The organism is Nocardia sp. NPDC051832 (genome assembly GCF_040681285.1).
GTDB lineage: Bacteria > Actinomycetota > Actinomycetes > Mycobacteriales > Mycobacteriaceae > Nocardia.
The window spans coordinates 1,794,800-1,812,781 of sequence record NZ_JBFAYL010000001.1 but is presented as its reverse complement, the minus strand read 5'-3'; the positions used below and the strand labels follow the sequence as shown (position 1 = coordinate 1,812,781).

Sequence of the window (17,982 nt, the reverse complement as noted above, 5' to 3'; positions counted from 1 at the left end):
GCGCACGCTCACCGCTGAGGGTTGGTTACTGCTCCGGCTTCCAGACGCCCATGCCCAGGGCCACCAGGCGGATCTGCTGCATCGTGCGATCGACGATCGCCTTCTGCTCGCGGGCGGGGGCCGTGATGTAGGCGCCGATGCCGTGGGTGACGATGCCGACGATCAGGTCGGCGGCGATCTCCAGATCTCGCGGCGACCACGCGTCCAACGCGGGAATGCGGGAGAGGTCGGCGACGAGTTCGCGGACGATCAGTTGCAGCTCGGTGTTGATGGCCTGGCGCAGGGCGGCGGAGCCGCCGTGGCGTTCCCGGATGAGGAAGCCGAACAGGTCGCGTTTGGGGTCCACCTGTTCGAACACGAAGCGAACCGAGCCAGCCACACCGGCATTCGGACTGCGGCGGACCTCGCGCAGGGCCAACCGGAGCGCGGTGACGCCGCTGTCGACCAGTGTCGCGCCCAGGTCATCCAGGGAGGTGAAGTGCCGGTAGAAGGCAGTGGGAACGATGCCGGCCGAGCGGGCTATCTCGCGCAGGCTCAAGGCCGCGAAACCACGTTCGGCGGCGAGCGCGAGGGTGCCGTCCACCAGGGCCTGGCGAGTCCGTTCCTTGCGCTCGATCCGCGTCGCTGCCTGCTCATTCATCTCGGTGAGCATACATCCGTTCACCATACGCACCTTCTGGGGATGTTGTTCGGGTCACACAATCTGCCGGTTGACACCTGCATGGGGTCATCGGTCACACTAGTTGAGTGTACAGGCGTGCACTGAAATTGTGGCTCGCACGCCGTGGCCCCGAAGCAGGCTTGGAGAACCAAATGGTGGATCTCATCGATATGGTGCAGACGCTGACCACGCCGCACCCGCTCGACCGTTACCTGGAACTGATCCGGCCCACGCTGACCGCGCGCCGGTTACGGGCCGAGGTCACCCATGTGCGCCGCTCGACGCCGGGATCGGTGACGCTGACCTTGCGTCCGACCCGGCAGTGGCGGGGCCACACCGCGGGTCAATACGTCCAGATCGGCGTGGTGATCGACGGCATCCGGCATACCCGATGCTATTCGCCGGTGAACCCGGAAAACCGCCGCGGCAAGCATATTCAGCTCACCGTCAAATCCCACACGGGCGGGTTGGTCTCGGAGCATCTCTACCGGCACGCCGCGCCCGGCCTGGTGGTCGACCTCGAACCCGCCGCGGGTACCTTCGCGCTGCCCAAGGCCCGCCCGGACCGGCTGCTGCTGGTCAGCGGCGGTAGCGGCATCACCCCGGTGCTATCGATGCTGCGCACGCTGGCGGGCGAGGGCTACCGGGGCGAGCTCACCTTCCTGCACTACGCGAAATCGCCGGTGCTGGTGCCGCACCGCGCCGAACTGGACGCGATCGCCCGGGCCCACAACAACTTCCGCATCGAGCTGCGCTATCCGGGCCGGCACGCGGCCGACGACCTGGAGCCGGTCACCGTCCGCTCTTGCACGGAGATCAGCGGCGCCGGGTACTTCGACTACGACGAATTGGAGCGTGTCGCACCCTGGTTCGCGGAGGCGCAGACGTTCGTCTGCGGGCCGCAGGCCCTGATGGACGCGGTGCGCAAGGTCTATGAGGCCGAGCAGCTGGGTGACCGGCTGCACACCGAGGAGTTCACGCTCAACTTCGCGCCGGTCGATGACACGGATGTTCATGGGACGGTTAGTTTTTCGGCCAGTGGGGTAAGCGCCGCCAATAGCGGATCGACGTTGCTGGAGCAGGCCGAGGCCGCCGGGCTGAGCCCGGAGTACGGGTGCCGGATGGGTATCTGCTTCTCCTGCACCGCGGTTCGCCGCACCGGCTGTACACGCAATGTCCGCACCGGGGAAACCAACAGTGACCCGGACCAGCCCATCCAGTTGTGCATCAGTGCGCCGGTGGGCGACGTCGAGATCGACGTCTGACGAGACAACGACAGGGGAACAATCATGACGATTCTGACCGAAACCAAAGACGGACCGCTGGTCCTGACCCCGGAACAGGTCGAGGAGCTGGGCCAGGCGCTCGACGACCTGCGCGCCCGCGTGGTCGCCGACCTGGGGGACCGCGACCGCGAGTACATCTACTCGATCATCAAGGCGCAGCGCGGTTTCGAGATCGCCGGGCGCGGTCTGATGTACCTGGGCTTCCTGCCGCCGGTCTGGCTGGCCGCGGTGGGCGCGCTCAGTGTGTCCAAGATCCTGGACAACATGGAGATCGGCCACAACGTGATGCACGGCCAGTACGACTGGATGCGCGAGCCGGACCTGAATTCCCGCGAGTTCGAATGGGACAACGTCTGCCCGGGCGACCAGTGGCGGCACTCGCACAACTACATGCACCACACCTTCACCAACATCCACAACAAGGACCGCGACATCGGCTACGGCATCCTGCGGATGGACGAGGCGCAGCAGTGGAACCCGCTGCGCCTGGGGCAGCCGCTGTACGCGTTCGCGCTGATGATGCTGTTCGAGTGGGGCGTGATGGGCCACGACCTCGAGGTCGAGAACATCGTGCGCGGCCGGCGCTCCTGGTCCGACGTCAAGAAGCTGGTCAAGGGCCAGTGGCGCAAGGCGGGCAAGCAGGTCCTCAAGGACTACCTGATCTTCCCGGCACTGACCGGACCGCTGTTCGTCAGCACACTGGCCGGCAACGTGGCCGCCAACCTGGTCCGCAACGTCTGGGCCTACTCGATCATCTTCTGCGGGCACTTCCCGACCGGCGTACAGACGTTCACCGAGGAAGAGACCGCCGAGGAGACCCGCGGCGAGTGGTACGTGCGGCAGATGCTGGGTTCGGCGAACATCTCCGGCGGCAAGCTGTTCCACATCATGTCCGGGAATTTGTCGCACCAGATCGAGCACCACCTGTTCCCGGATCTGCCGGCGAACCGTTATCCGGAGATGGCGCCGGAAGTGCGCGCGCTGTGTGAGAAATACGGCCTGCCCTACAACACCGGCCCGCTGAGCAAGCAGGTCGCGTCGGTGTGGTGGAAGATTTGCAAGCTCGCACTGCCGCCTTCGCTGGTCGCGTCCGAGCCCGCGCCCGGTGTTATCGTGATGCGTCAGCGAAAGGCAAGCGAAGTCGGTGTGTGAATGATCGGGAAATTCGAAAGCAACAAAGATTTGATTCAAGAATTAACCGCTTCGGGTGCCAGGCATGTCGGCAATATCGCCTCCATCATCACCGGCACCGTGGCCGAGGTCACCAAGGAGATCGGTGACTGGATCACCGACGCCATCGAGATGAACGAGGCGGCCGCGGCGGCCCGGCGCGACGCGATGGAGCGCTCGGACCAGGGCTTCGACGATGTCGACACCTCCTACGACGAGGAGGTCGAGCCGACGGCGCCCGCGGGTAGCTCGTTCGTGACCGCCGAGGTCGTGGAACCCGAGATCATCGAGCCGGAGATCGTCGACCCCGGCGAGAAGCGCTAGGCGCTCACCAGACCGGTAGCCGGCGGCGATGCTGGACCACGTCGGTGATCAGGTCCTGGTAGCCGTCGGCGAGTTCGGCCAGCCGGGTCCACTGCAGGTGGGCATCCGAGTCCACCTGCGGTGGCCGCGTCACGCTGTTACCGTTCATGCCCAGAGCTTGTTGTGCCGCAATCCATTTCGCTGCCATGCGGTCGATGACCGCACCCAGGGTTTCGGTGTGCAGGGAGGCTCCGGTGCGGTGCGCGACGTTGGTCGCGACCCAATCGTCGATGCAGGCGATCAGTGCGTGCCGGTGCTCATCGATGTCCTCGACCAGCTGACTGCACGCCGCGACCCGGCTGGGGGAGGCGTCCGGGGCGTGCGCGGCCAGCAGGGCCCGGCTGCGCCGCTCGTGGCATTCCACCAGCTCGTGCGCGGCCGTGAGGACGCGGTGCTTGCGGTGGCTGGGGTCGGTGGGTTCGCGAAACGCGCGTAACAGCGCGGAGCGATGCGGCAACTCGTCGGTTCCGATGATCGGCTGGGAACTCGTAGACTCGGCGTATTGCATGGTGCACGCCCTTGCGGTGGGATTTCGATTCGACTGTTTGGATGCGCCAGGGCCGAGGGGGATTTCGGGGAGGGGCACCCCTCGGCCCCGGCGCAGCCCCGGGCCTCGGACGCCCCCCACACAGGTCCACCAGCACGGCAAAGAAACCGGGAAATCCGCGACGATGCGATGAGGAAGACGGCCCGAGAAAATCGGGACATATTCAGGAAAGCGCGATAGTCGGACCGGTGCAACCGTATAGCGTAAAAGACAACCAGTTGCCGGGAAATCGTTATGGGCCGTTACGGATCGGTCACGCGCGGTGGACATTTCCACCTGCTTCCGGGCGCTGATCCAGAGCGAGAGCGCATGGGTGGCAACCACCTTGGGCGAGGCGGCTGTGCACTGTGAACAGATGCACTAACCTCCATGTTCGTGCCTGCCTACGTGTCCTCGCCCGAGCTCACATTCGGCTTCATGTTCGCGCTGGAAGACCCCGAGCGAATCGCGGAGGTCGTACGCAACCTGGTCGTCCGGAAAACGGTATCGGTGTTCCGGCTCGCGCGGCTGTCCGATGACGACGGGCCGCCCGAACGCTACGTGGTGAACTGGGCGGCAATCCCGCAGATCTCGATAACTACCGAGTCGCCACACCCGGAGGATTTGCGTGCGGAGCGCATCCTGCTGGTGAATGCGTTCCTCGGTGAAGGTGGCGAGGTCAGCCTGTACTCCTCGCATGGGTCGGCGCCGAGCTGATGACCTGGCATCGAGCCTGAGGGTCCACCGTTACGGTGATTTGAAACACCCATGCCTCTAAGTTCGCTATCAGGTTGCGGTCAGTGCTTTCACAGACCACACCGGCATCGTCTCCGGTGTCGGGCACCCCACGAAGGCGCCCGGCGACTGATTCCAACAATGGAGGTTGCTTTACATGATTCCCGTGATCATCGATACCGGTTCCGCTGCCCTCAACGGCCTGCTCAACACCGGCTCCGCCGCGCTGTCGGGCATCTTCAACACCCTGTTCACCGGCTCCTTCGGCGGCTGAGACCTTAGAAACAGCTGCGGCTGATTCCGAACCGCCCCGGATGCTTCGGCATCCGGGGCGGTTCGTCGTTTCCGGAACCTCAGCGCGTCTTCGTCGGCGTCCGAGTCGGCGTCCGGGTCGCGCTCGGGCGAGTGGCGCAGGCCACACCGTCCTCCTTGCCGTCGAGCCGGTCCAGGGTGACCGAGAAGCCCTTGTCGGTCTTGCGGATCGGCGGTTTACCCAGCCGCCAGGCCTCCTCGCAGTCGCGATACGGCGTGCCGGTGGTCTGCGAGGTACCGGGCGAGGAGCTCGAGTACTTCTTCTTTTTCTTGCTCTTTCCGCAGCCGCTCATGGTCAGCACCAGCACCGTGATCAACAGGACGCCGACGACCACAACGGCCGGACGAGATTTACGCATATCGAGATTCCCCCCAGGGCAACGAGTTTCGGCAAGATCGTCCAGCAGTATGGTCGGGCGGCCCGAATGTCGCAAGCGATATTCCCGTGAACGGCCGGATCTGGAAGTCGACTATCCCGAGCACTTCAGCCGCGGGCTGGTGCTGGTGAAATGGTGGCTACTGGCGATACCGCACTATTTGGTGGTTATGGCCTTCGCCGGCGGCGGATATGCGGCCTTCTCGGACGACTACGGAATGTCCTGGATCGCGCTTGCGCCGATACTGACGCTCATCGCGGTGATCGCGCTGCTGTGCACTGCCACCTATCCGGCGCGGCTGTTCGATTTCATCATGGGCCTGCAACGCTGGTCGTTGCGTGTACAGGTGTACGCCTCGCTGTTGCGCGACGAGTATCCGCCCTTCCGGCTGGATCAGGGACCGCGGGAGCCGGGGTCCCTGGAGATCGTTCAGCGCGCGGATTCGTAGATCCGGCGGACGACGTCCTCGATCTCGGGTTCCTCGATCGAGAGGTCGCGCACCTCCGCGCGATCGGACACGGCCGCGAGAAGCTGTGCGGCCGTGGTGGTTCGAGCGTCGAAGGCGAGGCGCTGGCGGATCCCGTCACCCTCGCTGGTGAGTAGTTCCGCGTGGCAGGGCAGGTCGACCAGGTCGGGCGTCGGCTCGGCCAGGTCGACCACCAGCACGCGGCGGGCGCCCACGGTGTGGCCGAGCCCGGTGAGCGAGCCGTCGTAGACCAGGCGGCCGTGATCGACGACGAGCACCCGGTCGCACAGCCGCTCGATATCGCCCATGTCGTGCGTGGTGAGCAGCAGCGTGGTGCCGCGGTCCACCCGTTCGGCCCGCAGGAACTCGCGCAGCCGCTGTTTGGACAGCACGTCCAGGCCGATGGTGGGTTCGTCGAGGATCACCAGTTCCGGGCAATGTAGCAGGGCCGCAGCGACTTCCGCGCGCATCCGCTGGCCCAGCGAGAGCTGGCGCACCGGGGTGTCCAGGGTCTCGGCCATCTCCAGCTGCTCGACCAGCTCGTAGGTGCGTTTGCGGGTCATGTCCGGTTCCAGGCGATGGATGGCGGCCAGGATCGAGAACGACTCGCGCAGCGGCAGATCCCACCAGAGCTGGGAACGCTGCCCGAACACCACGCCGATCCGCGCGGCCAGCTGCCTGCGCTGCCGGACCGGTTCCAGTCCGCAGGTCCGCACGCTGCCCGAGGTGGGCACCAGGATGCCGGTGAGCATCTTGATGGTGGTGGATTTGCCCGCACCGTTGGCGCCGATGTACCCGACCGCGGCACCGCGTTCGATCCGGAAGGTCATCTGGTCGACCGCGGTGAGGGTGTCGCGCTGTCTGCGCCAACGTTTGCCGTTCTTGCGGTACAGCGTGAACTGTCTGGTCAAGTCCTCGATTTCAACGATCGCATCCGATAAATCGCTGTCCGCCACGCTTATCCGCCACCTCCTTGGTAGTGCCTGGTTCCGAGCCGCCACAGCCAGAACGCGACTCCCCATACCCACAGTGCGGCCAGTGGGGCCAGCCACGCCAGCCAGGCGGGCAGGATGTCCGGCCCCGGTAGCTGGAGCAGTGCGATGGTGGGCAGGTAGGCCGTGAAGGCGACCGGGATGGCGAAACCGAACAGAAGTTTCAGCGGTGTGGGGAAGACGGAGGCGGGCTGCATTGCGGCGAAGGATCCCCCGTAGGTGAAGCTGTTGGTCAGTTCGGCACCATCGATCAGGAAAAACTGCAGCCCGGCCGCGCAGACGAAAATGCCCGCGAACAGCACGACGCCGGTTAACAGGGTAGTGGCAAGCAGGGTAAACGCGCCGAGGCTCCAGTCGATGTCGTTGCGCAGCAAGCCGATTCCCAGAATGACGATCGCCACCGCGGCCCTGGCGAAGCGGCGCAGCGAGATGTCGCCGGTGATCAGTTGCAACAGCAGCGGCTGCGGTCGCAGGTGGTAGGCGTCCAGGGTGCCCTGCCGGATCAGGGTGGGTAGCTGATCGAGATGCCCGACCAGCACCTGGGCCAGCGCGAATCCGGTGTTGCTCAAACCGAACAGCAGTAGCGCCGCGTCCATGTCCAGGCCGCCGAGTACCCGCACCTGGTGGAAGATGACCCACACCTCGGCGAATTCGACGATGCCGATCAGGAAGGCGCTGAACACCTCGCTGACGAAGGACAGCCGGTAGGTCTGCTGGGCGCGGATCCGGGAGCGCAGCACCGCGGAGTAAGGGGTGAGCCAGCTGCCGTAGGGCTGGTTCTCGACCCGTAGTTCAACCACCCTGCACCTCCAGCCTGCGGCGGCCCGCCGCGAGCAGGATGCGCCCGGCCGCCCCGATCACCAGCACCCAGAACAGCTGGGTGCCCACGAGCGACACCGACTCCATCCCGGTCGCGCGGCCGGACAGGATGTCGATGGGGGCCTGCAGGATCGAGGGGAATGGGGTGGCGTGGGCGATGGTGCGCAGCCATTCGGGGAACATGTGCACTGGGACGAACAGCCCCGCCAGGAAGGTGCCGCAGATCTGGTACAGCACCCGCAGGCCCCGGGTTTCGACCACCCAGAAGCCGATCAGCCCGACGGCGAACAGGCACAGGAACGACAGGATGATGGCGCACAGCAGGCTCAGCATGCCCCAGGCGTAGGGGCCGGGCGTGCTGGGCATGGCCAGGCCGAAGGTGAGCATGCCGAAGGCCACGCTGGGGATGCCGCGCGGCAGCAGGGTGCAGGCGGCGCGGCCGAGATCGGCTGCGAGATAGCCGAGTTGAATGTCCACCGGGCGCAGGAAGTCGATGGCGATGTCTCCGTTCTTCACCCGATCGACCAATTCCAGTGGCGGGCCCATGAACTGCATGGCCCCCAGCAGCCCCTGTGACAACCACACATACGCGCCGATCGTGCCTTCGTCATAGCCGCCGAACTCGCTGCCGGCCCGCACCGCCGCCAGCATCACGGCCGCCCGGACCATGCCGAACACGCAGTTGGTGAACAGGCCGGCGAACATCGCCAGCTTGTACTGGGCCTGCCTGCGGAATCCGGCGACGGCGAGTTGGAGGTAGACCCGTTGGGCCCGCCACAATTTCGCTGCCGCAGCCAAGATTTCTGCCCCCTCCGCACTGCAGCGCACAAGGAGTCAACTGTAGTGCCGTGGTGTGGACGCGCGGTAGGGTTCCGCGCGGTTTGGGGAAAAGCGAGACAGACCTGTCGCCTCAGTGTTAGAAACACAGGCACTTCAGATTCGTTCTGACGCTCGTGGAAGGACCGCCGATGTCTGTCGTCCAGGGGACCGTTTTCGAAACCCTCGAATCGAATGTCCGCGGTTACTGCCGATCTTGGCCGACCGTGTTCGACACCGCGAGCGGCGCCTGGTTGCGCGACGAGCAGGGCAAGGACTATCTGGACTTCTTCGCGGGCGCGGGCTCGCTCAACTACGGGCACAACAATCCGGCACTGAAACGCGCGCTGCTCGACTACATCGCGGGCGACGGGATCACCCATGGGCTCGATATGTCCACGGTGGCGAAGCGGAAACTGCTGGAATCCCTGCGCGACATCCTCTTCGAACCGCGCGGACTCGAGTACAAAGTGCAATTTCCCGGACCGACCGGAGCCAATGCGGTAGAGGCCGCACTGAAATTGGCACGCAAGGTCACGGGCCGGCAGCCGATTCTGAACTTCACCAATGCGTTCCACGGCATGTCGCTCGGCGCGTTGTCGGTGACGGGCAGCGCCGCCAAGCGGGCGGGCGCCGGAGTGCCGCTGGTGCACACCGTGCCGATGCCCTACGACGGCTTCCTGGGCGACGCGGACGAACTCCGGTGGATGCGGCGCGCCCTCGACGATTCGTCCTCGGGGCTGGACAAACCCGCCGCCGTCATCGTGGAGACGGTGCAGGGCGAGGGCGGGGTGAACGTGGCCCGGGCCGCCTGGCTGCGGCAGCTGGCCGAATTGTGCTCCGCGCGCGGCATTCTGCTCATCGTCGACGACATCCAGATGGGCTGCGGGCGCACCGGCGAATTCTTCTCCTTCGAATTCGCGGGCATCACCCCTGACATCGTCACGCTGTCGAAGTCGATCGGCGGGTACGGATTGCCCATGGCGCTGGTGCTTTTCCGGCCCGAGCTGGACCAATGGGCTCCCGGAGAGCACAACGGCACCTTCCGGGGGAACAACGCGGCATTCGTCACGGCGCGGGTGGCGCTGGAGCGGTACTGGTCCGACGACGCGCTGGAGAAGTCGACGCTGGCCAAGGGCGAACGGGTGGCCGGCGCCCTGGCCGAGCTGGTCGCCGCGCATCCGGGTCTGTCGATGCGCGGCCGGGGCCTGGTGCAGGGGTTGGCCTTCGACGACGCGTCGCAGGCCGCGAAGGCCTGCCGCCTCGCCTTCGAACGGGGCCTGCTGGTGGAAACCTCCGGCTCCGAAGACGAGGTGATCAAACTGCTGCCGCCGCTGACCATCGCCGACGACGAACTCGAACACGGGCTGGCGGTGCTGTCCGGGGCGGTCTCGGCGATCTGCGGGGGCTGATCGGTTGCCCATATCCGTATATCGCCGGGGGGATCGGAGATTCGATCACGGCTCGGCCATCGATTCGATCGCGTGAGCCATACGGTCGGTGTGCTGCGCGGTAACGACGAACGGGACGCCCGGCCTGGAGGTGCCGGACGTCCCGTTCCGCAAGGCGCTTACACCTGCGGCGGCTCCAAGCCGAGCGCGCGCAGCTGCTCGCTGTAGAGCTCCACGTTGGCCAGCTTGATGTCCTCGTAGCCGCGGACCACGTCGGTCAGGCCGGCGGCCTGGACCGCGCGGTCGTAGTTCTCGGCGGTCAGATCGGCGGCCAGGGCCGACACCAGGTCGGTGTAGTGCGCGAGCAGAACCCGCTCCACCTTGCGGACGTGGGCGTAGCCGAAGGGATCGAACTTGGTGCCGCGCAGCCGCTTGCCCTTGGCCAGCACGCGCAGGGCGACGTGGCTGCTGGGACCCATGCCGATCTTCTTCTTGCGGCCCAGGGCGCGCAGCACCGGCGGGTGCAGCTTGTAGGTCAGGTTCGCGCCGTCGGGGAGCTGGGCGGCGACCTCGTCCAGGAACGCCGGATCGGTGAGGCGGCGGGCCACCTCGTACTCGTCCTTGTAGGCGGTGAACTTGTAGAGGCCGCGCGCGACCTGCTCGCTGAATTCGGTGCGGCTGGTGCGCTGCTGCTCGGCGGCCCAGACGCGCTGCACCGTGGCGACATAGGCGCGGGCCACCTTGACACCCTGGAACCCGATCAGCTCGGCCGCCCGCAACTCGACCAGGCGGCGGGTCTCGCCGGTGGCGGTCAAGCCGTCGAACAGGGCCGGCGGAATGGTGACCTCGGTCTTCGCGCGCTGCTCGCGAGTGGTCGCCGCGGCGAAGGCGTCCGGCTCGGCGATGGCGGCGCGACCCCAGCGGAAGGCGGCGATGTTCGCGGCCACCGCGACGCCGTTGATGCTGATGGCCTCCTCGATGGCGGCCGCCGGGATCCGCAGTCCGCCGGACTGGCAGGCCGCGCCGACCAGCAGGAAGTTGGCGGCGGCGGTGTTGCCGAACAGGACCTCGGCGGCGGCCAGCGCGTCGAAGGACCGCACCGACCGCGAGGCCCGTTCCAGCCGGGACAGCAGCGTGGCGGTCTCCGGGTAGCTCACCGACTTGTCGTAAACCATGTCGCCGGTGGGGGTTTGGCTGGTCGAGGCGACCGACAGGGTGGTCTGTGCCGAGCCGTAGGCGAGGTTCTTGTTGTCGGTGGCGGCGAGCAGGTCGAAGGCGATGATGCAGTCGGCCGAGCCCGGGGTGAGGCGGTTGGCGGGCTCCAGTTCGCCCGCGACGAAACGCAGGTGCGAGACCACCGGCCCGGCCTTCTGGCTCAGACCGATCTGGTCCAGGCTCGCGACGTCGTAGCCGGCGCGCAGCGCGGCGGTGGCCAGCACCTGGTTGACCGTCACGATGCCGGTGCCGCCGATACCGGCCAGGAAGACGTTCTGCGTGCTGGTCGGCGCGGTGTGCGCGAGCGCCGGCAGCGCGGGCGGCTCGGGATGCTGAGTCTTCTTGCGCTTCTTGGCCTTCGCCTCGGCCGGGTCCGGCAGCTCCACCGTGACGAACGACGGGCAGTCGCCGTCCATGCAGGTGTAGTCGGTGTTGCAGGAGGTCTGATCGATGCGGGTCTTGCGGCCGAACTCGGTGTCGACCGGCTGCACGGACAGGCAGTTGCTCTTGGCGCCGCAGTCGCCGCAGCCCTCACATACGGCCTCGTTGATGACGACGCGGGTGCGGCGGGTCGGCAGGGTGCCGCGCTTGCGCTGGCGGCGCGCGTCGGCGGCGCAGTGCTGGTCGTAGATGAGGACGGTGACGCCGGGGATCTCGCGCAGCGCGCGCTGCGCCTCGTCCAGACGATCGCGGTGCCACAGCTTGGTGCCGGGCGCCAGATCGCGCTTGCGATACTTCGACGGCTCGTCGGCGCAGACGATGATCTGTTTGACGCCCTCGACGGTCAGCTTGTGCGTCAGCTTCGGCACGGCCAGTGCGCCTTCGGCGTCCTGCGCGCCGGTCATCGCGACGACGTCGTTGTAGAGCAGCTTGTAGGTGATGTTGACCCCGGCGGCGACGCAGGCCTGCACCGCGAGCTGGCCGGAGTGGAAATAGGTGCCGTCGCCGACATTCTGGAACAGGTGCGGGACCTGGGTGAACGGCGCCTGGCCGATCCACTGCGCGCCCTCGCCGCCCATCTGGGTCAGGCCGAGCACCTTGGAGTCCTCGCGGCCGGACATGGTGACCATGGTGTGGCAGCCGATGCCGCCGCCGGCCAGCGAGCCCTCGGGGACCGCGGTGGAGCGGTTGTGCGGACAGCCGCTGCAGAAGTAGGCGGCGCGCTTGGCGGGCAGCACCGACAGCGAAAGCGGCTGCGGCAGCGGGCGCTTCTTGGTCAGGCCGAGCATATCGGGGTGCGCGTTGAGGGCGCGGCGCAGCGGCGCGATGATGCGGCCGGTGGTGAGTTCGCCGTCCTGCGGGAACAGCGGCTTGCCGTCCAGGTCGCGCTTGCCGAGGATGCGCGGGGCATCGCCGCTGCCGTAGAGGATTTCGCGGATCTGGGTTTCGAGGAACGCGGTCTTGTCCTCGACGACGATGAGATGGTCCAGGCCGTGGGCGAATTCGCGCACCCGGGGGCCGGCGATCGGGAACGGCATGCCGATGCGCAGTAGGCGCACGCCGGCGCGCATCAGGTCGGCGTCCTCGACGCCCAGGTCGAGCAGGGCCTGCCGGACGGCGTCGAAAGTGGTTCCGGTGGCCGCGATTCCGACGGTGGCGTGCGGCGGGTTCACCTCGATCACGTCGAGGTCGTTGGCGGTGCTGTAGGCGTGCACCATTTCCCAGCGCGGGCCGTAGAGGTCGGCTTCGGCGATGACGCTGTCGGTGGGCGCGGCCATCGGGCGCTGCTTGTACGCGAACGGCCGCCCCTCCCAGAGAATTTCGGGGACGGTGATGTCGATGTCGCCGACTGCGCCGTCGACCGTCCAGGCGCCGTCGGCCACGTCGGCGACGATCTTCAGCGCTACTACGCAGCCGCTGGCGCGCGAGAGCGCGACGGCGTGCAGGCCCATGGTGATGATCTCGCGGGCGTTGCGCGGGAACAGCACCGGAATGTTCATCGCCGCCAGTGAGCGCTCGCTCACCGCGGGAACGGTCGAGGACTTCGAGGCCGGGTCGTCGCCGACCAGCAACACCATGCCGCCGCGGGCGCTGGCGCCGTACATATTGGCGTGCCGCAGCGCGTCGGTCGCGCGGTCCAGGCCGGGGCCCTTGCCGTACCAGACGCCGACCACGCCGTCGTGGGTGGCGGCGTCCTCGGGCAGCTCGCCCTGACTGCCCCACACCGAGGTGGCGGCCAGTTCCTCGTTGAGGCCGGGGATGAAAGTGATGTCGTGCTCGGACAGCACGGCGGGCATGCCCGCCAGCATCTTGTCCACGCCGCCGAGCGGACTGCCCTGATAGCCGGACACGAACGTGCCGATGCGGCGTCCCGCGCGCAGGTCACGCACATGCTGCTCGACCAGTTGGCGGGCAATCGCCTGCACACCGGTCAGGACAACGGTTCCGGCGCCGACCCGGTAGCGGTCGGCGAGGTCGTAGGGGGCTGGGATCAGTTCGCGGTCCGCGAGCTCGGTCATCAGTCTCCACCCATCCGCTCAGCGCCGATCGGGCGCTTCGCATAGTTGAGCACTTGTTGGCCACAGTCTGTAGTTACGGCGCTAAATGAACAAGAGACGTGTCATAAATTGAGCAATGTGCGCAATACTGGCGAGAAGTTCTGTGCACGGGCTGCGCAGGGTGCGTGGTAAATGTGATCGCCACCACGTGACGGGGGTAACCGGCGAGGGCGTCGATTGGCTCACACCATAGGGGATGCGTGGGCGCCGGATCCGGTAGGTGGGCCCTCGCGTCGGATCCGTACCCTGAAGCGCATGCGGGACCTTTCGACACCGGGGCTGCCCGACGCGGAGCTGGCCGCGCTGATCGACCTGATCGCGGGCCGCCGCGTGGCGGTGCTCACCGGGGCCGGATTGTCCACCGACAGCGGCATTCCCGACTATCGCGGGCCCGCCTCGCCGCCCCGCAATCCGATGACCTACCAGCAGTTCGTCGGGGATCCGGTCTTCCGGCAACGGTATTGGGCGCGGAACCATATCGGCTGGCGGCGGATGGACGCGGCGCGGCCCAATCTCGGCCACCGCGCGCTGGCGCGGCTGGAACGACTCGGCGTGGTCACCGGGCTGATCACCCAGAACGTGGATCTGCTGCACACCAAAGCCGGGCATCGCCGGGTCCTGGACTTGCACGGCACGTATGCCCGCGTGCGCTGCCTCGGCTGCGAGGCGCTCATCTCCCGGATGGCGCTCGCGGATCGGCTCGAAGCCGCGAATCCCGATTTCGTCACCGCCGCCACGGCGACCGGGGTGGAGGTGGCGCCCGACGCCGACGCGGTCATCGAGGACACCGAGTCCTTCCGGATGGTCGACTGCGCGCGCTGCGGCGGCATGCTGAAACCCGACATCGTCTACTTCGGCGAGAGCGTGCCCCGGGAACGGGTCGCCGCCGCTTACGAACTGGTCGATCAGGCCGACGCGCTATTGGTCGCGGGCTCGTCCCTGACGGTCATGTCCGGCCTGCGTTTCGTCCGGCACGCCGCCAAGAACGGCCGCCCGGTGATCATCCTGAACCGCGGCCGCACCCGCGGCGACGACCTGGCGACCCTGCGCGTGGACGCCGGCTGCTCCAGCACCTTGTCCGCGCTCGCGGAGCACGGGCTCCCGGCGCACGCGACCTCCTGATTCGGTGTACTGGATCGTGCCCGGTAGCTCGTCGGCCGGGAGTGCAGGTGACCTTCGAAACGCGATACGCGAGCTCGAATCGATCGACGCGGCAACGGCTCCGGACGTCTCGAAGCCGCTGCGCCGGCTCGGCGAGAGCCGTGCCCGGCGGGCTGTCGCACGGTACTGGATCGGTAGCCTGGAATTGTGAAATCGGCTCCAGCGCAACAGGACACCGCCACCGCGCCGGGTCGCGCCACCCTGGCCGGGACGTTCGTCGCGGTGGTGGTGCTGCTGTTCGCGCACCTCGGCACGGCTCCCGGGGTCGGTGACCTCACCGGCCCCGACCAACTCCTCGGCTTGGTGGCCGGTGGACTGGTGCTGAGCATTTCGCTGTCGGTGTGGGCGATCAAAACGCTCTACCTGGTGGGCCGGGAGCGCCGTTGGTCCTGGCAGATCGCCAGCGCGCCCGCGGTCGTGTTTACCGGGCTGGTCGCCGGGCTGATCCCTTGGTGAACGCCGAAACCGCGCTGACCAGTTCGGTCAGTGCGGTGTCGGCGTAGCTCAACGGGCCGTCCGGCCGGCGCGCGGCGCCCGTCAGGCGGCGTGCAGAGCGGCGGTGATCTTGCGGGTCATCTCGGCGCCGACCGGACCCGGCCGGCCGGAACCGCTGGCGGCGTCGAGGGCGACCAGCACGCTGGCGCGGAAGTTGTCGGCCTCCGCCGGATCCTGCTGTCGCAGCAGGGCTGTCGCAGTGGTCAGGGCGGGCAGGACCTGATCGGCGAGCTCGGCGACGGACTTGCCGGACAGCGTGATGTCTTTGGATTTCGCGGCCAGCACGTGTCCGACCGCGCCGGTCGCCGACATCAGCGCCACCGAGCCCGCGGTCGCGGCCTTGTGCGGCTTGGCGGAGGCGGCGGCCAGCAGGGCGACCGCGCCGTAGGCGGCGGTGCGGACGGTGTTCTTGGCGTCGGAGGTCAGGGCGAGAGTGACGGACATGGTGTGCTCCTTTGAAATGTGTTGTGGCAGTTGGCCGGAACCTTGATCCGGCCCGTGTTGTTCGATGCGCTTACTTTGTCGGCCCCGTCTGACAGCGCCCTGACGTCGCCCTGACACCGGTACTGACACGCATGGCCGCGGCCTACGCCGTGGAAGCGATCAGCCGCTGGGGCGTGGCGCAATATGCGGCGAGCAGCCGCCGCCCTGAACGCGCTCCGGCATGTCGACATTTTTGTTATGCGTGTCGGCTATATCATTCGCGCGAAGCATAGGCAACTGCGGTTCGAACCAGGAGACCGGTCATGACCTTGCGTGCGAACTGCGTAGCCGTGCTGGCAGCGGTTACCGCTCTGCTCGCGCCCCTGCCGGCCGGCGCTCAGCCGCCGGAGCCGGCCCCGTCCGCGCCGCCCGCGGCCCCGGCCGCCGACGAGGTGTCGTTGACCCTGCCCGCGCTCGGCATGGGATCGAGCCTGGCCTTTCCGGGGCCGCAGCACGAGGTGTCGCTGACTGTGCCGGTCCTGCCGGGTCTCGCGCCCACCGCGCTGGTGGCGTCGGTGCAACTGCCGCCGTTCATCGCGCGCGGCACGCTGGAGGCGACGGTCGGCGAGCGGCTGCTGAGCCGGGTCGAGCTGCCGTTGCAGCGCGATGCGGCGGTCCGGATTCCGCTGGCGGGGGCCGAGATCGAGAACAATGCCATCGCAGTGCGGCTGCGGTCGGCGCTGGTCCCGGAAACGGGCACCTGTGTCACCGACTGGCTGGGCCGTCCGCTGACGCTGTCGAATCCGGCGGTGGTGTATTCCGGCCGGGAGGTCCAGCCGACGACGGTCGCGGATTTCCTGCCGCCGGTGCTCGATCGGCTCACCGTGTATGTGCCCGAGCGACTATCGGAGGTGGAGAGCGCCGCCGCCCTGGCCTTGAGCAGCGCCGTGGTCGCCCGCTACGGGGCACAGCCGGTGACGGTGGATCTGCGTGCGGTGGCGCCGGGCGCGCCGGTTCCGGATCACGCTCCGGGATTCCTGGAACGCCAGATCGCGATCGTGGAGTCGAACGACACCGGTCTGCGGATGAGCGGCGGTGCTTCCGCTCCGCTGCTGACGCTTTCGGGCAGCCGGGCCACGCTGCCGGATCAGATGCGGTTGCTCACCAGCGATTTGGCGCAGATCGCGATTTCGTCCGGCGCGGTCGCGGTCGCACTGCCCGCCGCGCCGCAACTCGCGCCCGAGGCCAGCACCCTGCAGGAACTCGGCGAAACCCAGCTCAGCGCAACCTCATTCGGCACGGTCAGCGTCGACATCGGCGTGGACCAGACCCGGCTCGGGCGGCCCACCCGGAACCTGCGGATTCGCCTGCTCGGCAACTACACTCCGCTGCCGCAGACGATGAACGGGCAGCTCACGGTGACCGCGGGCGGCAAGCAGATCGACAGCTGGGCGGTGGAGGCGTCCGGGCGGATCGAGCGGGTCCTCACCATTCCGGATTCGGTGCTGAGCCGCTACACGTCGCTGACCGTGGCGCTGCATCAGTCCGGCCTCACTCACGGTTGCGGTCTCGAACAACCGATCACGCTGACCATCGATCCGGCGAGCGGGATCACCGGGACCGCCGCGCGGCCACCGGTCCCGGCCGGGTTTCAATCCCTGCCGCAGGCCTTGCTGCCCAACGTCCAGATCGGCTTGCGCACACCGGGATTCGACGACACCAAGCGCGCGGTCCGGATCCTGGTCGGCTTGCAACGGCTGACCGCGGTGCCGCTGCGCCCGGAACTGGCGCCCTTCGACAAGGCCGCGCAGGGCAGGCTGCCCGCCATTCTCGTCGCCGCCGACGGTGCGGTGCCCCCGTCGATCACCCTGCCGCTGTCGGCCTCCGGCGACACTGTCACGGTGCATGCCGCGGACACGGGCGCGGAGCTCCGGATCGACCCGATGCTGCCGCACAGCTCGCTGCAGACCGCACGGATCGACGGGCGTACCGTGCTGGTCGCCGCCTCGACCGGCACACCGGAGCAGCTGGACGGCCTGCTCGATTGGCTGGAGGCCGACGGGCGACGCTGGGCCCGGCTGACCGGCACCGTCCTGTATCAGGCCGGGGATCGCGAACCGCGGTACTTCGATCCGGCGGAAGCCTTTGCCGCCGAACCGGCGCCCGAACCGGTGATTCCGATCGCTCGGGTGCTGACCATCGCCGGGGTGCTGGCGCTGGTCCTCGGCCTGCTGTTCGGCCTGCTGATCCTGGTGCGGCGTAAGCGCGAAGAGTGA

17 protein-coding genes are annotated in these 17,982 nt (G+C 67.7%); 9 read left to right on the top strand and 8 right to left on the bottom strand.

Translation table 11 applies throughout. The annotated features are described in order from the left end of the window. Positions 1-25 precede the first annotated feature (25 nt). Positions 26-640: a TetR family transcriptional regulator gene (locus AB0M14_RS08105; RefSeq protein WP_364990313.1), complete on the bottom strand. Its 615-nt coding sequence runs from the start codon at positions 638-640 to the stop codon at positions 26-28. Between the two features lie 173 nt (positions 641-813). Here AB0M14_RS08105 and AB0M14_RS08100 point away from each other — a divergent pair, with 173 nt between their 5' ends. From AB0M14_RS08100 to AB0M14_RS08090, 3 genes are read left to right on the top strand one after another with little or no spacing between them, the layout of a single operon-like run. Beyond that, positions 814-1,926, top strand: coding sequence for a ferredoxin reductase (locus AB0M14_RS08100; RefSeq protein ID WP_364990310.1), 1,113 nt, complete (start codon positions 814-816; stop codon positions 1,924-1,926). Between the two features lie 24 nt (positions 1,927-1,950). After that, positions 1,951-3,099 carry an acyl-CoA desaturase gene (locus tag AB0M14_RS08095; protein WP_364990307.1) on the top strand — a complete coding sequence of 383 codons (1,149 nt, stop codon included), beginning with the start codon at positions 1,951-1,953 and terminating at the stop codon, positions 3,097-3,099. A 30-nt stretch (positions 3,100-3,129) separates the two neighbouring features. Then, the gene (locus AB0M14_RS08090; RefSeq protein ID WP_364990303.1) at positions 3,130-3,441 is read left to right on the top strand and encodes a hypothetical protein; all 312 of its coding nucleotides are present in this window, start codon (positions 3,130-3,132) and stop codon (positions 3,439-3,441) included. A 4-nt stretch (positions 3,442-3,445) separates the two neighbouring features. Here the strand turns inward: AB0M14_RS08090 and AB0M14_RS08085 are convergent, their stop codons facing one another. After that, a complete protein-coding gene (locus tag AB0M14_RS08085) occupies positions 3,446-3,988 on the bottom strand; it encodes a DUF4254 domain-containing protein (protein WP_364990300.1) in 543 nt (180 codons plus the stop codon). A gap of 408 nt (positions 3,989-4,396) precedes the next feature. Here AB0M14_RS08085 and AB0M14_RS08080 point away from each other — a divergent pair, with 408 nt between their 5' ends. Continuing rightward, complete coding sequence (locus tag AB0M14_RS08080; RefSeq protein ID WP_364990297.1) at positions 4,397-4,723, top strand: hypothetical protein; 327 nt, start codon at positions 4,397-4,399, stop codon at positions 4,721-4,723. Between the two features lie 371 nt (positions 4,724-5,094). Here AB0M14_RS08080 and AB0M14_RS08075 read toward each other — a convergent pair whose 3' ends face one another. Beyond that, the gene (locus AB0M14_RS08075) at positions 5,095-5,412 is read right to left on the bottom strand and encodes an excalibur calcium-binding domain-containing protein (protein WP_364990294.1); all 318 of its coding nucleotides are present in this window, start codon (positions 5,410-5,412) and stop codon (positions 5,095-5,097) included. Between the two features lie 49 nt (positions 5,413-5,461). Between AB0M14_RS08075 and AB0M14_RS08070 the strand changes: the two genes are divergently transcribed. Continuing rightward, on the top strand, positions 5,462-5,878 hold the full coding sequence (locus tag AB0M14_RS08070; protein WP_364990291.1) for a DUF4389 domain-containing protein: 417 nt from the start codon (positions 5,462-5,464) through the stop codon (positions 5,876-5,878). On the opposite strand, the gene AB0M14_RS08065 is transcribed toward AB0M14_RS08070, so the two are convergent. From AB0M14_RS08065 to AB0M14_RS08055, 3 genes are read right to left on the bottom strand one after another with little or no spacing between them, the layout of a single operon-like run. Then, positions 5,860-6,807 carry an ATP-binding cassette domain-containing protein gene (locus AB0M14_RS08065; protein WP_364990287.1) on the bottom strand — a complete coding sequence of 316 codons (948 nt, stop codon included), beginning with the start codon at positions 6,805-6,807 and terminating at the stop codon, positions 5,860-5,862. The two genes, AB0M14_RS08070 and AB0M14_RS08065, sit on opposite strands and share 19 nt — an antisense overlap. A 47-nt stretch (positions 6,808-6,854) precedes the next feature. Then, complete coding sequence (locus AB0M14_RS08060) at positions 6,855-7,688, bottom strand: ABC-2 family transporter protein (RefSeq protein ID WP_364990282.1); 834 nt, start codon at positions 7,686-7,688, stop codon at positions 6,855-6,857. Beyond that, positions 7,681-8,505 carry an ABC-2 family transporter protein gene (locus tag AB0M14_RS08055; protein ID WP_364990279.1) on the bottom strand — a complete coding sequence of 275 codons (825 nt, stop codon included), beginning with the start codon at positions 8,503-8,505 and terminating at the stop codon, positions 7,681-7,683. Before AB0M14_RS08055 ends, AB0M14_RS08060 begins: the two co-directional genes overlap by 8 nt. Before the next feature lie 170 nt (positions 8,506-8,675). Between AB0M14_RS08055 and ectB the strand changes: the two genes are divergently transcribed. Continuing rightward, positions 8,676-9,935, top strand: coding sequence for a diaminobutyrate--2-oxoglutarate transaminase (ectB, locus tag AB0M14_RS08050; protein ID WP_364990276.1), 1,260 nt, complete (start codon positions 8,676-8,678; stop codon positions 9,933-9,935). Positions 9,936-10,093: 158 nt separating this feature from the next. On the opposite strand, the gene AB0M14_RS08045 is transcribed toward ectB, so the two are convergent. Then, positions 10,094-13,588 (bottom strand): indolepyruvate ferredoxin oxidoreductase family protein, encoded by a 3,495-nt coding sequence (locus tag AB0M14_RS08045; RefSeq protein ID WP_364990272.1) that lies wholly within the window; start codon positions 13,586-13,588, stop codon positions 10,094-10,096. Positions 13,589-13,882: 294 nt separating this feature from the next. On the opposite strand from AB0M14_RS08045, the gene AB0M14_RS08040 reads away from it, so the two are divergent. Both AB0M14_RS08040 and AB0M14_RS08035 read left to right on the top strand, forming a co-directional pair. Continuing rightward, on the top strand, positions 13,883-14,749 hold the full coding sequence (locus AB0M14_RS08040; protein ID WP_364990269.1) for an NAD-dependent protein deacetylase: 867 nt from the start codon (positions 13,883-13,885) through the stop codon (positions 14,747-14,749). Between the two features lie 186 nt (positions 14,750-14,935). Beyond that, complete coding sequence (locus tag AB0M14_RS08035; RefSeq protein ID WP_364990266.1) at positions 14,936-15,244, top strand: hypothetical protein; 309 nt, start codon at positions 14,936-14,938, stop codon at positions 15,242-15,244. A gap of 81 nt (positions 15,245-15,325) precedes the next feature. Here AB0M14_RS08035 and AB0M14_RS08030 read toward each other — a convergent pair whose 3' ends face one another. Beyond that, positions 15,326-15,727, bottom strand: coding sequence for a hypothetical protein (locus AB0M14_RS08030; RefSeq protein ID WP_364990263.1), 402 nt, complete (start codon positions 15,725-15,727; stop codon positions 15,326-15,328). 302 nt (positions 15,728-16,029) lie between these two features. On the opposite strand from AB0M14_RS08030, the gene AB0M14_RS08025 reads away from it, so the two are divergent. Continuing rightward, on the top strand, positions 16,030-17,982 hold the full coding sequence (locus tag AB0M14_RS08025) for a hypothetical protein (protein ID WP_364990261.1): 1,953 nt from the start codon (positions 16,030-16,032) through the stop codon (positions 17,980-17,982).